The organism is Pseudomonas hunanensis, from assembly GCF_013393325.1.
Classification (GTDB): domain Bacteria; phylum Pseudomonadota; class Gammaproteobacteria; order Pseudomonadales; family Pseudomonadaceae; genus Aquipseudomonas; species Aquipseudomonas putida_P.
Genome location: NZ_QJRC01000060.1, coordinates 83,193 through 97,919, shown reverse-complemented (window position 1 = coordinate 97,919; position 14,727 = coordinate 83,193). Strand labels below are relative to the sequence as shown.

Here is a 14,727-nt window from a genome sequence, read left to right as displayed (position 1 = left end):
GCCCTGCCCCGCCAACCTTAGCCTTCGCACACGATCAAAGGATGAACACTATGCGCAAACACGTCATGATTCCCGCCCTGCTGGCCCTGAGCGTCGGTCTCGCTGCCTGCTCGCACGACCCGAATGCCAACCTGGAAGCGGCCCGCACCAATTTCTCCTCGCTGCAGAGCGACCCGCAATCGAGCAAGGTCGCGGCCCTGGAGACCAAGGACGCCCAGGACTGGCTGAACAAGGCCGACAAGGCCTACATGGACCGTGAAGACCAGAAGCAGGTCGACCAGCTCGCCTACCTGACCAACCAACGTATTGAAGTGGCGAAACAGACCATTGCCCTGCGCACCGCCGAAGGCGAGCTGAAAAATGCCTCGGCCCAGCGTGCCCAGGCCAAGCTGGATGCCCGCGACGCGCAGATCGCCAAGCTGCAGGACAGCCTCAATGCCAAGCAGACCGACCGCGGTACGCTGGTGACCTTCGGCGACGTGCTGTTCGACTTCAACAAAGCCGAACTCAAGAGCAACGCCTACCCGAACATCACCAAGCTGGCCCAGTTCCTCCAGGAAAACCCGGAGCGCAAGGTGATTGTCGAGGGCTACACCGACAGTGTCGGCTCGGCCAACTACAACCAGAGCCTGTCCGAACGCCGCGCAGGCTCCGTGCGCATGGCACTGGTGCGCGCCGGCGTGGACCCTGCACGCATCGTGTCCCAGGGTTATGGCAAGGAGTACCCGGTAGCGGACAACGGCAGCAACTCGGGGCGGGCGCAAAACCGTCGGGTGGAGGTGACCATCTCCAACGACAACCAGCCGGTGGCACCGCGTACGGTGAGTCAGGTGAACTAGTCCGCCGATAGCGCTATGGGGCCTGCGAGATCGAGCGCCGCCCGCGCGGCGCATCGCGAGCTACGCTCGCTCCTACGTTTGTTTCGGGCCAATTATGCCTGGGGGATTTGCGCGCGAACGCCTTGGCGCATGACTTGGTATTGCGTCGTACAAACAAGGCGGTCGCGCGCGCCTGTTACAGGCGTCACTGGCCCGAAACAAACGTAGGAGCGAGCGTAGCTCGCGATGCGCCGCGCGGGCGGCGCTCGATCTCGCAGGCGCTGAAAAAACTACGTCGAACATTCACTGCACCTGCTGCGGGGTTTCCTCGCCCATGCAGCGCACCGCACGCTTGCGGTTGTCCACCAGCACGCCGGTCAGGCCTTTCTGCTGGGTGTCGAACAACACCAGCACGCCATCGACACACTGGGCCACTTGCGGCGCCGGGTCCAGCGACACCTTGTAGTCCTCGCCAGGAATGGTCTTGAGCATGGTGAAGTCTTGCAACAACAAGGCATCCTCGGGCTTGGCGAAATGCAGGTAACCGTAGTACCACAAAGCCCCCACCGTCACGATGATGCTACCGATGCCGGTCAGGATCAGCGGGATGACGTTGCGTTCTTCACTCATTGCTTGTTCTTCTCGTCAGGGAAATTGGGCACTTCGGCAAGCCGCCTCAGGCCGTTGAAATGGCTGGGATCATCAAGGAAACGCAGCATCACCTGGCGCCAGGTCGGGTCAGCGAAGGTCTGTACATGGCCGCCTCGGGTCAGTTGCAGCACCCTTGGTGCTGGTGCGTGCTGGTACAGGCGAATGCCGTTGTCCATCGGCACCAGGTTGTCGTCGATGCTGTGGAAGAACAGTTTGGGCGGGCTGCTCAGCTGCTCGATCGAACGGATCGCGCTGTCGCCGTCCGGCACCAGCCACGACAGCGGCACCTGCAGCGGCCAAGTCATCCACGAGGTGCTGAGGGCATAGCGCCCCACCTCGCGGTAACTGGCCGGCACGCCATCGAACACCAGCGCGCTGAAGCGCTGGCGCTGCTCAGGGTGGGCCGCCAGATAATGAATGGCCATGGCGCCACCCAGGCTCTGCCCCAGCAGCACCAGTGGCTTGCCCTTGACCTCGGGCGCCTGGTCCAGCCAAACCATGGCGGCGGCAATGTCCTGGTACACGTCCGGCAGGCTCGGCTGGCCCTGGGACAAGCCGTAGCCGCGATAATCGATCATCAACACCTGGTAACCCTGCTCCGGCAGCCAGTAGCTCCCCCCCAGGTGTCCAGGCAGGTTGCCGCCGTTTCCATGCAGGTGCAGCACCGTGCCTTTGACATCGACCCCGGCCTTGGCCGGCAGCCACCAGCCGTGCAGGCGCAGGCCATCAGCAGTGTTCAGGGTGACATCGCGATACGCCAGCTTGGCCCGCTCAGGGGTGAAGGCCTGGCCACGCTCGGGGTAGAACAGCAGGCTGCTGCAGCCGCCAAGCCCCAGCAGAACCAAGCCCAGGGCCAGCAGGCGGCAGCACTCAGAGAATGTTCGCGTAGTCGGCTTCAATACGATCCAGGCTCAGGTGGTTGAGGAAGTTGGAGAAGCACATCCAGGCCGACAGCGCGTTAAGGTCGCGGAACTGTTCGGGCAGGTACTTGGGTGGCTCGACCAAACCCTCCTCGACCAGCTGACGCAGGGTGCGCATGTCTTCCAGGGTGGTCTTGCCACAGAACAGCAACGGGATCTGTTCGAGCTTGCCCTTCTTCACGGCCAACTGAATGTAGTTGTAAACCATGATGAAGCCCTTGAGATAGGACAAGTCCTTGGTGAATGGCAGGCCATTGGGCACCGAGCCGCGGAACACCCGGCTGGCGTTGCTGTAGCTCTGCGCCATCTCGAAGCCCTGCTCGCGGAAGAAGTTGAACACCTGGAGGAAATCGGCGCCCTCCTCGACCATGTGGATCGCGCGGGTGCGGTTGGTGAGCTTGCGCAAGCGGCTGGGGTAGGACGCAAAGGCGATCACTTCCATGAGGATGGCCAGGCCTTCCTGGGTCACCGTCGACGAGGGCGGGCCCTTGGCCAGAAAGGTACAGATAGGCTGGTTCTGGCCATTCAGTGTGGTGCCCACGTGCACCAGCCCTTCGTGCACCTCCAGGGCGCGCACGTCGCGGACGTTGAACATGGCGTCGGCGCGCACCTTGATGTAGTCGGCACCGGCCGCAGCATCGGCGACGATGCCGTCAGACTCGAATACGCGAATGGTTTCCTCGGCCTCGCCGAACACCTTGTTCAGCCGGCGCTGGAGAATGTCCACGGCCTCCTTGGCCGTCAGATTCTTGGGTTCGTCCTTGAGGTCGCCACGGCCGTCAATGTTGTTCAGGTAGTCTGAGAACATCATGCCGAGGTCGGCCAGGGTCGGGTCACCGGCGTGGAAGGCATCCGAGGCCGCGCCGTACAGCTCCTGGGAGATCAACCCGAAGTCCTCGGTGCCGCGCGCTTCGAGCATGCGCACGACCATGCGGTACTCGCGGCACATGCGCTTCATGATCTGGCCAACCGGGTTGAACTGGCCGAGCTGGCGAATGATGTCGCGCTCGATGCCCTGAAACTCGGCCTTGACCGCGCTGGAGTCGAACGACAGCGGGCGCGACTGGTAGTAGGCGCGGTCAACCGCCGGCGGCTCCTTGCCCTTGGCCTTGAGGAAGCCCTGGCGAATGTTGTCGTCCCACTTCACCGCGTCCAGGACCCGGATCGGGGTCTGCGCCGCGACGATGCGGTCGGACAGGGCGCGGATGGTTTGCTGGTATTCGTCCACCGGGGACTCCTTTCTAGTACAAGAAACCTGCCCGCGAGGAAGCCAACACGGTCATTTGCCGGAGCGCTGGAACCGCGCCACCTCGACGAACAGGTCGGAGTTGGCCGGGTCGTCCAGATACGCCAGCACCCGCGCCGACGGGCTGTCGATCAACACGCCATCGCCGTTGTCTTCTGGCACCTCGGTGCTACGCCCGGTCAGTTCTTTCTTGTCCACCGCCTGCTGCACCTGCTCGACATCCAGGTTGTAGACCACCAGTTCCTTGCCATCGACGATGTCGAAACCGCCAATCAGGAAGTTGCCACCCAGGCGCTTGGGCACACCAGCCGACAGGTACCAGCGGTTGCCGTGGCGCGACACAGTGAACACGTATTCTTCAGGGGCCTTGCCCTTGGCCGTGGCCACTGCCTTGTAGGCATCGCCACCGCTGCGGCTGATGGTCAGCTTCAGCGGCTCGCCCCAGGCGTCCTTGCTGCTCCACTTGCCGAGCAGGGCCTTGGGCGCCGCCTGGTTGCTGGGCAATGGCTCATGGAAGGTCACCAGACAACCGCCCAGCAGCAGGAATGACAGAGTCAACAACACCACACGCCAGGCTTTCATCAGGTTCTCCTTGAAAAGTCGATCTCGGCTCAGGCCGATGCCAGCACAAGCTGCAGGTATCGGGTAAGCATAGCGAGCATCTGCCCATCGGCTTGCGCATTCGCATCCTTGAGCAGGCCCTGATATTCCATCTGCTCGATAATCGCCGTCAACATCTGGGCGTCCTGTTCCGGTTGCCGCGAACCCACTACCTGCAGCAATTGCCGGGTGCCGTGCAACAGGATCTGCTCATGGGCGCACACCAGCTCGGCCAGGCGCGGGCAAAGCAGCGCCTCCTGGCGGAAGGCCTGCTCGGCCATCAGGAAGTCACGGCGGTTCAGCAGTTGCCGCTGCACATAGTCAGCGGTCATGCGCGCCACTTCGTCGGCCAACCGCGCCCGTGCCTGCTGGCTGCCATCGCCCTGGGCCAGCAACTGGCGCAACACCACCTCGGTGTTGGCCCACAGCTTGGCCATGTAGGCCGCGCTCCGCTCGACGTACTGGGCGAAGGTATCGGTGAGCAGGTCCTCGATGTCCTTGAAGTAGTAGGTGGTGGCCGACAATGGCACACCAGCCTCGGCGGCCACTGCGCGGTGGCGCACGCCGCGTACACCATCGCGCACGACGATGCGCATGGCGGCGTCGAGGATCAGCTGGCGACGCTGTTCGCTGCCTTGGCGGGCAGTCTTGCGCCCTTGGTATTGCACGCTTTCGGCGACGGCGGTGGCAATGCCGGCGGCGCCCTGGTCAGGCATGGCGGGTGTCACGGGTATACCTCATTGGACAACGTTTCATCAGTGCCGGCCTCTTTGCGGGCGTGCCCGCAAAGAGGCCAGTACAAACAACATAAAGCTTCAGGCAAGAAAAAGCCGCCTCGAAAGGCGGCTCGTTCAAATCACTCAGGCCTGCGGACGCATGTGCGGGAACAGGATCACGTCGCGGATCGACGGCGAGTTGGTCAGCAGCATCACCAGGCGGTCGATGCCGATACCCTCACCGGCGGTCGGCGGCATGCCGTACTCCAGTGCACGCACGAAGTCGGCGTCGTAGTGCATGGCTTCGTCGTCACCGGCGTCCTTCTCGGCCACCTGGGCCAGGAAGCGCTCGGCCTGGTCTTCGGCATCGTTGAGCTCGGAGTAGGCGTTGGCGATTTCACGGCCACCGATGAACAGCTCGAAGCGGTCGGTAACGGCTGGGTTGTCGTCGTTGCGACGGGCCAGCGGCGACACTTCGAACGGGTACTCGGTAATGAAGTGCGGCTGCTCCAGCTTGTGCTCGACCAGTTCTTCGAAAATCATCACCTGCAGCTTGCCCAGGCCTTCGTGGCCCAGCACCTTGGCACCGGCCTTCTTGGCGATGTCGCGGGCGCGGTCGACGTCCTGCAGGTCGGCAGCGGTCAGCTCGGGGTTGTACTTGAGGATCGAGTCGAACACCGACAGGCGCACGAACGGCTCGCCAAAGTGGAACACCTTGTCACCGTACGGCACGTCGGTGCTGCCCAGTACCAGCTGCGCCAGCTCACGGAACAGTTCCTCGGTGAGGTCCATGTTGTCGCGGTAGTCAGCGTAGGCCTGGTAGAACTCGAGCATGGTGAATTCAGGGTTGTGACGAGTCGAAACGCCTTCGTTACGGAAGTTGCGGTTGATCTCGAACACCTTTTCAAAGCCACCCACCACCAGGCGCTTGAGGTACAGCTCCGGCGCGATGCGCAGGAACATGGCCATGTCCAGGGCGTTGTGGTGAGTTTCGAACGGCTTGGCCGCCGCGCCGCCTGGAATGGTCTGCAGCATCGGCGTTTCGACTTCGAGGAAGTCACGCTCGATGAGGAACTTGCGGATGTGCGAGATCACCTGCGAACGCACACGGAAGGTGTGGCGGGTTTCTTCGTTGACCATCAGGTCGACGTAACGCTGACGGTAGCGCTGCTCGGTGTCGGTCAGGCCGTGGTGCTTGTCGGGCAGCGGGCGCAGCGACTTGGTCAACAGGCGCACATTGGTCATTTCGACGTACAGGTCGCCCTTGCCGGAACGGGCCAGGGTGCCTTCGGCACTGATGATGTCGCCCAGGTCCCAAGTCTTGACCGCAGCCAGGGTTTCTTCGGGCAGGGTTTTGCGGTTGACGTAGACCTGGATACGGCCAGTCATGTCCTGGATAACCATGAACGAGCCACGGTTGAGCATGATACGGCCGGCAACCTTGACCGGGATCGCGGCTGCTTCCAGCTCTTCCTTGGTCTTGTCCGCGTACTGTTTCTGCAGGTCGTTGCAGTAGCTGTCGCGACGGAAGTCGTTGGGGAAGGCGTTGCCCTTGGCGCGCTCGGCGGCAAGTTTTTCCTTGCGCAGGGCGATCAGGGCATTTTCTTCCTGTTGCAGGTCTTGCGATTCGGTCTTGAGGTCGCTCATGTCGTCATTCTTTCCATCAGGTATTCGTTGCCCTTTTCGGGCAGGGCACGCGATACCGGCGGGCAGCCAGGTATCGCGGCAGTGGAGTGCGGCTTACAGCCCTTGCTTGAGGCTTGCTTCCAGGTACTGGTCGAGGTCGCCGTCCAGCACTTTCTGGCAGTCGCTGCGCTCTACGCCTGTGCGCAGGTCTTTGATGCGCGAGTCATCCAGTACGTAGGAACGGATCTGGTGGCCCCAGCCGATGTCCGACTTGCTGTCTTCCAGCGCCTGCGATGCGGCGTTGCGCTTCTGCATTTCCAGCTCGTACAACTTGGCCCGCAGCATTTTCATGGCGGTGTCTTTGTTGGCGTGCTGGGAGCGTTCGTTCTGGCACGCCACCACGGTGTTGGTCGGTACGTGGGTGATACGTACGGCCGAGTCGGTGGTGTTCACGTGCTGACCACCGGCACCGGAGGAGCGGTAGGTGTCAATGCGCAGGTCGGACGGGTTGATCTCGATCTCGACCTTGTCGTCGATTTCGGGCGACACGAACACTGCCGAGAACGAGGTGTGGCGACGGGCACCGGAGTCGAACGGGCTTTTGCGCACCAGGCGGTGCACACCGATTTCGGTACGCAGCCAGCCGAAGGCGTACTCGCCCTTGATGTGCACGGTGGCGCCCTTGATGCCGGCGACTTCACCTTCGGAAAGCTCGATGATGGTGGCGTCGAAACCGCGCTTGTCAGCCCAGCGCAGGTACATGCGCAGCAGGATGTTGGCCCAGTCCTGCGCTTCGGTACCACCAGAGCCGGCCTGGATGTCCAGGTAGGCGTTGTTCATGTCCATCTCGCCGCTGAACATGCGACGGAACTCAAGCTTGGCCAGGTTTTCTTCCAGCTCTTCCAGCTCGGCCACGACGTCGCCGACGGCGTTTTCGTCATTTTCCTCGACGGCCATGTCGAGCAGGTCCTGGCAGTCACCCAGGCCGTTGGACAATTTGTCCAGGGTCTCGACCACCTGCGCCAGCATGGCACGCTCGCGGCCCAGGGCCTGGGCGTACTCGGGCTTGTTCCAGACGTTGGGGTCTTCCAGCTCGCGGTTGACTTCGATCAGGCGGTCATGCTTGTGATCGTAGTCAAAGATACCCCCGAATGGACTGGGAACGCTCGGTGAGGTCCTTGATGGTGTTCAGGATCGGTTGGATTTCCATGGGCTGGCTACTCGCACGAATTCGGTGAAAAGCCTGCGAGTATAACCGAGTCCGCAGCATGGCGGCAGACCCGCCGGGCGGTAGTCTGTTCAGAAAGCTGCACCGCGCCTACACGGTCCGCGCAATCCTGCTCAGGCGATGCCAACCTGGTTACGCCCGCTGTTCTTGGCTTGGTACAGGCCTTTGTCCGCTGCCGAGATCAGCTGCCGGCAATGGCTGCCGACGGCCGGGGTCTGGGTAGCCAGGCCAATGCTCACGGTCAGGAACGATTCGGCCACCGGCGCAGTATGCGGGATGCCCAGGCCAAGCACGGTCTGGCGCAGCTTTTCGGCCACCAGGCGTGCCCCGCCTGGTGAGGTGTTGGGCAGCACCAGGGCGAACTCTTCACCGCCATAGCGTGCCGGCAGGTCGGTCGGCCGCGAGCACGAGCCACGAATGGCTTCGGCCACCTGGCGCAAGGCCTCGTCGCCGGCCAGGTGGCCGAAGCTGTCGTTATAGGCCTTGAAGTAGTCCACGTCGATCATCAGCAACGACAGCTGCTGCTGTTCACGCATCGCCCGGCGCCATTCCAGCTCCAGGTACTCGTCGAAATGGCGGCGGTTGGACAGCCCGGTCAGGCCATCGGAGTTCATCAGCCGCTGCAGCATCAGGTTGGAATCGAGCAGTTGCTGCTGGCTGACGCGCAAGGCGCGGTAGGCCTCGTCGCGCTGCAGCAGCGTCAGGTAGGAGCGCGAGTGGTAGCGGATACGCGCCACCAGTTCGATGGTGTCCGGCAGCTTGACCAGGTAATCGTTGGCCCCGGCGGCAAACGCCGCGCTCTTGACCAGTGGGTCTTCCTTGGTCGACAGGACGATGATCGGAATGTCCTGGGTCGCCGGGTTGTTGCGGTACTCGCGCACCAGGGTCAAACCGTCCAGGCCAGGCATGATCAGGTCCTGGAGAATGACCGTAGGCTTGATGCGCATGGCCTGGAGCACCGCCTGGTGCGGGTCGGCACAGAAGTGGAAGTCGATGTTGTCCTCATTGGCCAGACCACGCCGCACCGCTTCGCCGATCATTGCCTGATCGTCGACCAACAGCACCATCGCCGAGTTCTCGTTGGTGGTCGCGAAACCTTCGATCGGTAAGTCATTCATACCTGTTCACCCGATCACTACCGGCCTTGCGGCGTGATTCAATACGTTTCGTCATTTTGCGAAAAAGTCCGTCAAGCGCCCGGCTATGCGTTCCAGCGGGCGAATTTCCACTGCGGCATCAATGGCCGCAGCAGCTTTGGGCATGCCGTACACCGCGCTGCTGGCCTGGTCCTGGGCAATGGTCAAAAAGCCCTGCTGACGCATCAGCTTCAGGCCTTGGGCACCGTCACGGCCCATGCCGGTGAGCAGCACGCCCACGGCATCACCATTCCAGTAACGTGCCACACTCTCGAAGAAGACATCGATCGAGGGCCGGTAGATTTCATTGACAGGCTCGGCAGTGTAGGCCAGTTGGCCGTTCTGTAGCAGGCGAATGTGGTGGTTGGTCCCCGCCAGCAACACCTGCCCTGGCTGCGGCGGTTCACCTTCACGGGCCAGGCGCACCGGCAGGCCGGCTGCGCTGCTGAGCCATTCGGCCATGCCTGCGGCAAACACCTGGTCCACATGCTGGACCAGCACGACGGCCGCCGGAAACGCTGCCGGCAAGCTCTTGAGCAACACTTCGAGCGCCGCCGGGCCGCCCGCCGACGAGCCGATCGCCACCAGCCCGCGACGCTGCGAAGCCTCGCGCAGCGGAGCGGCTACCGGCCTTGCGGCTGGGGCACGCTGCTGACCGACCAGCCAGCCGATATTGAGGATTTTGCGCAGCAGGGGGGCCGCCGCTTCGCGGGCATCGCCAGCACCCAACGCCGGGGTGTCGACCACATCGAGAGCGCCATGGCCCATGGCCTCGAACACCCGGTGCACGTTTTGCTTGCGGTCGACCGTGACGATGACGATGGCGCACGGGGTTTCGGCCATGATCCGCCGGGTCGCCTCGACACCGTCCATCACCGGCATGATCAGGTCCATGAGAATCAGGTCGGGCAGTTGTTCGCAGCAGCGCTGCACCGCCTCGGCACCATTGCTGGCCACCCACACCACCTGGTGCGCGGGCTCGAAGGCCACTGCCCGGCGTAACGCCTCCACGGCCATGGGCATGTCATTGACGATGGCGATCTTCATCCCTGAGCACCTCCGATCAGCTCGACTACAGCATCCAGCAACGCATCGTCGTGGAAACTGGCTTTCGCCAAATAGTAGTCCGCGCCAGCATCCAGACCACGCCGTCGGTCTTCCTCACGGTCTTTGTAGGACACCACCATCACCGGCAACGACTGCAGCCGCTGGTCGCGACGCACCAGGGTGACCAGCTCGATGCCGTCCATGCGCGGCATGTCGATGTCGGTGATCAGCAAATCGAAGTCCTCACCGCGCAGGGCGTTCCAGCCGTCCATGCCATCGACTGCCACTGCCACGTCGTAGCCACGGTTACCCAACAGCTTGCGCTGCAGTTCGCGCACGGTCAGCGAATCGTCGACCACCAGGATGCGCTTGCGGGCCACCCCACGGGCACCGCTGCTGCCGCGCTCGATGCGCTCCAGGCTACCGGTGCTGAGCAGTTTTTCCACCGACCGCAGCAAGTCTTCGACATCGACGATCAGCACCACCGAGCCATCATCGAGCAAGGCACCGGAGGAAATGTCCTGTACCTTGCCCAGCCGTGGGTCGAGGGGCATCACCACCAGCACCCGCTCGCCCACCAGCCGCTCCACGGCCACGCCGTACAGCTGCTCGCGCTCACGGATCACCACCACCCGAAGGCTGGCTTCGTCGCTTTGCCCGGCCGGGCGGTTGAGCAACTGGCTGGCGGCCACCAGGCCAATATGCCGGCCTTCGTGCCAGAAGTGCTGACGCCCTTCGATCTGCACGATCTGTTCGGCGGTCACTTCCAGCGTGCGTTCGATATGGGCCAGCGGGAAAGCGTAAGCCTCACCGCCCACCTCGACCACCAGGCTGCGCACCACCGACAGGGTCAGTGGCACCTGCAGATGGAAGCGACACCCCTGCCCCGCCACCTGAGTCAGCTCGATCGAGCCGCGCAGCTCGCGGATCATGTGCTGCACCGCATCCAGCCCCACGCCGCGCCCGGACACTTCGGTAACCTTGTCGCGCAGGCTGAAACCGGGCAGGAACAGGAACGTCAGCAGCTCCGCTTCACTCATCCGCGCCACCGTGTCGGCCGGCGACAGGGCACGCTCGACGATGCTGCTGCGCAAGCGCTCCAAGTCGATGCCAGCGCCATCGTCGATCAGCTCCAGGCTGAGCATGCCGGCCTGGTGCGACGCCCTCAGGCGGATCTCCCCCTCGTCCGGCTTGGCCGCCAGCAGGCGCCGCTCGGGCAGTTCGATGCCGTGGTCGACGGCATTGCGCAACAAGTGGGTCAGCGGTGCTTCGAGTTTTTCCAGCACATCGCGGTCGACCTGGGTTTTCTCCCCTTCCACCACCAAGCGCACCGGTTTGCCCAGCGAGCGGCCCAGGTCACGGACCATGCGGCTCTGCCCAGTCAGCACGTCGGCAAACGGCCGCATTCGGCAAGCCAGAGCCGTGTCATACAGTAATTGTGCACGCTGGCTGGCCTGCCAGCCGAATTCGTCCAGGTCCGCAGCCTGTTGCTGCAGGATCTGCTGGGTTTCCGCCAGCAGGCGCTGGGTTTGCGCCAGGGCTTCGAGCACCTCGCTGCGCTGGCCACTGTCTTCCAGCTGCATACGCAAGCCATCGAGCGCCTGCATGCCTTGGCCGTGCATGCGTTTGAGGCGCTGCAGGGTGGCCAGGTAAGGCTTGAGCCGCTGGGTTTCCACCAGCGACTTGCTGGACAGGTCGAGCAGGCTATTGAGGCGGTCGGCGGTAACACGCAGTACCCGCTCGGCACCTTCCCCGGCGCGCTTGCCGGCCTTGCGCCGCAGGGCCGGCTGGGGCTCGGGCTCTGGTTCCGGCGGTTCGGCTGGCACCACCAACGGTGCCGACGTCGGAATTGCCGGGGGGGGCTCCGGCAGCACGGGTGCCACCAACGGCGCCGCAGGAATGGCAGCAGCGCCTGGGTCAAGCAGGTTGGCCATTTGCGCAAGAAACACCGGCAAGGTCGCCTGCGCGCCGGCATCGCCTGGCGTGGCGATGCGCATCAGCAGGTCGGTGCCTTGCAAGAGTGCATCGATATGCTCGGCGGTCAGCCGCAGACGGCCTTCCTGGGCCGCTACCAGGCAATCCTCCATGACATGGGCGACACTGACGCCCGCATCCACCCCGACGATGCGCGCGGCCCCCTTGAGCGAGTGGGCGGCGCGCATGCAGGCCTCGAGCTGGTCGGCCTGGGTGGGATTGCGCTCCAATGCCATCAGGCCGGCACTGAGCACCTGGGTCTGCGCCTCAGCCTCCAGGCTGAACAGTTCGAGCAACGATGCGTCGCGCATTTGCTCTGGGGTCATGACAAGCTCCGCTGCACGGCAGACAGTAAGTGTTGATCGTCCAGCACCCGCACACTGCGGCCGCGCCACTGCAGGACTGCGGCGGTGAAGCGTGTGGCGTCCTGGCCGCTGCCAAGCAACAGTGGGTCGAGCCGGTGAATACCGTCGATTTCCTCGACGGCCATCACCACCGGCCCACCTTCGGCGGCCAGAATCAGCATGCGTGGCATCGCCCGGCCGCCACGTTGCTCGGCAGTACCGGCTTGCACACCCAGCAAGTCAGCCAGTGACAGGCACGGCACCAACGCACCGCGCACATTGGCAACCCCCTGCAGCAGCCGCGAGCGCTGATGCGGCAGCGAATGCACCGCCTGCAACGGGGCGATCTCGGCCAGGCAGGCGGTAGCCAGCGCCAGCCACTCTTCGCCCAGGCGGAACAGCAGCATGGAGCGGCCGGTGTTTTCTTCGACCGGCTGCGCTACTGCAGCCTGGTGGTCCTGCATCAGCGCATAGCGGTCGAGCAAACGCGTGGCCGCGGCGGCATACACCTCGCAATTGCGGCAATGAACATGCTGTTCCAGCAGCGGGCACTGCTTGTCGCCATGCACGCCAATGCGGTTCCAGCAGTCGTCGATGTGCGCGTCATCCTCGGCCAGCAACTGCATCGCGGATTCACTGTTCATCGTTCAGACTCCCGGCCAGCCCGCGCCGCCCGTTCCTGCAGGCGCCGGGCACCGGCCAGGTCACCCTGGGCCGCCAGCAAGGCCGCCAGGTGCACCAGCGCCTCGGGGTGCTGTGGTTCCAGGTACAGGGCCTTGCGGTAGTGGGTCAGCGCCTGCTGCGCATCGCCTTCGGTATCACTGAGCAGCCCCAACCAGTAGTACACCTGCGCCGACGGCGGGTACTGGCCCAGGTAGCGCTGGCACTCGCCCCGGGCCTGCTCGCTGGCACCGGCATTGGCCAGGCGGGCAATGCTGGCCAGCAACTCACTGGCCCCCTCGTGCTTGTGCTCGCGGGCCGGCGCCGGCCTGGCCGCCACAGGCAACACTCGCAGCGGCGGTGGCAACGGCGCGCTGGGCGGTGGATACCCCGCTGTGGGCAACGTCGCCAACGTTCGCTTCACCGGTTGGGCGGGTACCACGTCCATCGGGGCGCTGTCGCCTTCCTGACGCACATAGGCAAACGACTGGGGGATCCCCAGCGGACGCATGCCCAGGCGTGCCAGCAAGCTGCCCTCGGCCGGGCCAATGAACAGCACACCCTGCGGATGCAGCAGGCGTTTGAGCACCTCGAACACACGCTGCTGGGTCGGCACGTCGAAATAAATCAACAGGTTGCGACAGAACACGAAGTCATACAGGCCATCGCGGCTGGCCAACGCCGGGTCAAGCACGTTGCCCACCTGCAGGCTGACTTGCTGGCGTACCCGTTCATGCAGGCGATGGCCTTCGTCGAGGGCATCGAAGTAGCGCTCACGAAAGCCCAGTTCGCTGCCACGAAAGGCATTGCGCCCATACACGGCCAGCCTTGCCTTGGCTACCGAACTGGGGCTGATGTCCATAGCATCAATCAGCAATGCCCCCGGCGCGATGCCAGCGTCGAGCAAGGCCATGGCCAGCGAATACGGCTCCTCGCCGGTCGAGCACGGCAGGCTGAGCAGGCGCAATGGGCGTGCACCCGCCAGCTGGGCCAGGCGTTTATGGGCCAGGCTGGCCAGCGCAGTGAAGGATTCGGGGTAACGGAAAAACCAGGTTTCCGGGACGATCACCGCTTCGATCAGCGCCTGTTGCTCATCCGCCGACTGCTGCAGGCGCAGCCAGTAATCGTCCAGGTCCATCGCGCCTGCAGCCACGCAGCGCTGGCGCAGTGCGCGCTCGACCATGGGCGCGCCCACCGACTCCACGTCCAGGCCAATGCGCTCGCGCAAGAAGCGGAAGAAACGCTGTTCGTTCATGTAGGCATCCCTGTCGGGTCTTGCGTGTACAGCAATTCGTGCACAGCGTCGGGCAGTAGGTCATTGACTTCGATGCGCTGCAGCATGCCCTGGGCATCCTGGCGCACCGGGCCCAGATAAGGCGCATCGCCGGTGTCCACCCCATAGGGCTGAAACTCGTCGGGTTGGCAACGCAGGGTTTCGGTGGCCTGCTCCAGAATCAAACCAAGCTGCAGGCTGCCACGGTAGTGCACCAACACCAGGCGGGTGCTGGTGCGCTGCGCCGCTGGCTGGCCAAAGCTCAGCGCGGCAAGGTCGATCACCGGCACCAGCTGGCCACGATGAGCGAGGATACCGGCGACCCAGGCAGGTGCCTGGGCAATCGGCTTGAGCGGCTGACGCGGCAACACCTCGATCACCTCGTGCACGCTCAGGGCAAAACGCTGCGCCCTGATGCGAAACTGCAGGTACAACGCCCCCTTGGCGTTTTTCGCCCGCGCGGGGCGCGGTTGCAAGTCGTTCATCGC

The 14,727-nt window shown here is 63.9% G+C and carries 14 protein-coding genes; 1 reads left to right on the top strand and 13 read right to left on the bottom strand.

All coding sequences use genetic code 11. From position 1 onward, the window contains the following. Window positions 1–50 precede the first annotated feature (50 nt). Window positions 51–839, top strand: coding sequence for a lipotoxin F family OmpA-related lipoprotein LptF (lptF, locus tag DM807_RS01585; RefSeq protein WP_069942193.1), 789 nt, complete (start codon window positions 51–53; stop codon window positions 837–839). A 282-nt stretch (window positions 840–1,121) separates the two neighbouring features. Here the strand turns inward: lptF and DM807_RS01580 are convergent, their stop codons facing one another. The 13 genes from DM807_RS01580 to DM807_RS01520 form a co-directional block, all read right to left on the bottom strand. Then, window positions 1,122–1,448 (bottom strand): PA3694 family proteiin, encoded by a 327-nt coding sequence (locus DM807_RS01580; protein WP_179026981.1) that lies wholly within the window; start codon window positions 1,446–1,448, stop codon window positions 1,122–1,124. After that, window positions 1,445–2,368, bottom strand: coding sequence for an alpha/beta hydrolase (locus DM807_RS01575; RefSeq protein WP_179026980.1), 924 nt, complete (start codon window positions 2,366–2,368; stop codon window positions 1,445–1,447). Before DM807_RS01575 ends, DM807_RS01580 begins: the two co-directional genes overlap by 4 nt. Further along, window positions 2,340–3,617 carry a flavohemoglobin expression-modulating QEGLA motif protein gene (locus DM807_RS01570; RefSeq protein ID WP_012270793.1) on the bottom strand — a complete coding sequence of 426 codons (1,278 nt, stop codon included), beginning with the start codon at window positions 3,615–3,617 and terminating at the stop codon, window positions 2,340–2,342. Before DM807_RS01570 ends, DM807_RS01575 begins: the two co-directional genes overlap by 29 nt. Window positions 3,618–3,668: 51 nt before the next feature. Continuing rightward, entirely contained in the window at window positions 3,669–4,217 is a 549-nt protein-coding gene (locus tag DM807_RS01565; RefSeq protein ID WP_056796298.1) for a hypothetical protein, read from the bottom strand. A gap of 29 nt (window positions 4,218–4,246) precedes the next feature. Beyond that, on the bottom strand, window positions 4,247–4,951 hold the full coding sequence (locus DM807_RS01560) for a TetR/AcrR family transcriptional regulator (RefSeq protein ID WP_012270791.1): 705 nt from the start codon (window positions 4,949–4,951) through the stop codon (window positions 4,247–4,249). Window positions 4,952–5,095: 144 nt separating this feature from the next. Next, on the bottom strand, window positions 5,096–6,598 hold the full coding sequence (gene lysS / locus DM807_RS01555; protein ID WP_012270790.1) for a lysine--tRNA ligase: 1,503 nt from the start codon (window positions 6,596–6,598) through the stop codon (window positions 5,096–5,098). Window positions 6,599–6,691: 93 nt separating this feature from the next. Beyond that, window positions 6,692–7,787 (bottom strand): peptide chain release factor 2 gene (gene prfB / locus DM807_RS01550; protein ID WP_123109230.1). Its coding sequence is split into 2 segments (ribosomal slippage): window positions 6,692–7,714 and window positions 7,716–7,787, totalling 1,095 coding nucleotides; the frame shifts between segments, so codons are not numbered across the junction. 131 nt (window positions 7,788–7,918) lie between these two features. After that, window positions 7,919–8,923, bottom strand: coding sequence for a Wsp signal transduction system regulator diguanylate cyclase WspR (gene wspR, locus DM807_RS01545; protein ID WP_012270788.1), 1,005 nt, complete (start codon window positions 8,921–8,923; stop codon window positions 7,919–7,921). A gap of 51 nt (window positions 8,924–8,974) precedes the next feature. Beyond that, entirely contained in the window at window positions 8,975–9,988 is a 1,014-nt protein-coding gene (gene wspF, locus DM807_RS01540; protein ID WP_012270787.1) for a Wsp signal transduction system protein-glutamate methylesterase WspF, read from the bottom strand. Next, a complete protein-coding gene (locus DM807_RS01535; RefSeq protein ID WP_012270786.1) occupies window positions 9,985–12,288 on the bottom strand; it encodes a hybrid sensor histidine kinase/response regulator in 2,304 nt (767 codons plus the stop codon). Before DM807_RS01535 ends, wspF begins: the two co-directional genes overlap by 4 nt. Then, a complete protein-coding gene (locus DM807_RS01530; protein WP_060492686.1) occupies window positions 12,285–12,950 on the bottom strand; it encodes a chemotaxis protein CheW in 666 nt (221 codons plus the stop codon). The genes DM807_RS01535 and DM807_RS01530 overlap by 4 nt, the downstream gene beginning before the upstream one ends. Then, a complete protein-coding gene (locus DM807_RS01525; protein ID WP_012270784.1) occupies window positions 12,947–14,221 on the bottom strand; it encodes a CheR family methyltransferase in 1,275 nt (424 codons plus the stop codon). Before DM807_RS01525 ends, DM807_RS01530 begins: the two co-directional genes overlap by 4 nt. Then, window positions 14,218–14,724, bottom strand: coding sequence for a chemotaxis protein CheW (locus DM807_RS01520; protein WP_012270783.1), 507 nt, complete (start codon window positions 14,722–14,724; stop codon window positions 14,218–14,220). The genes DM807_RS01525 and DM807_RS01520 overlap by 4 nt, the downstream gene beginning before the upstream one ends. Window positions 14,725–14,727 lie beyond the last annotated feature (3 nt).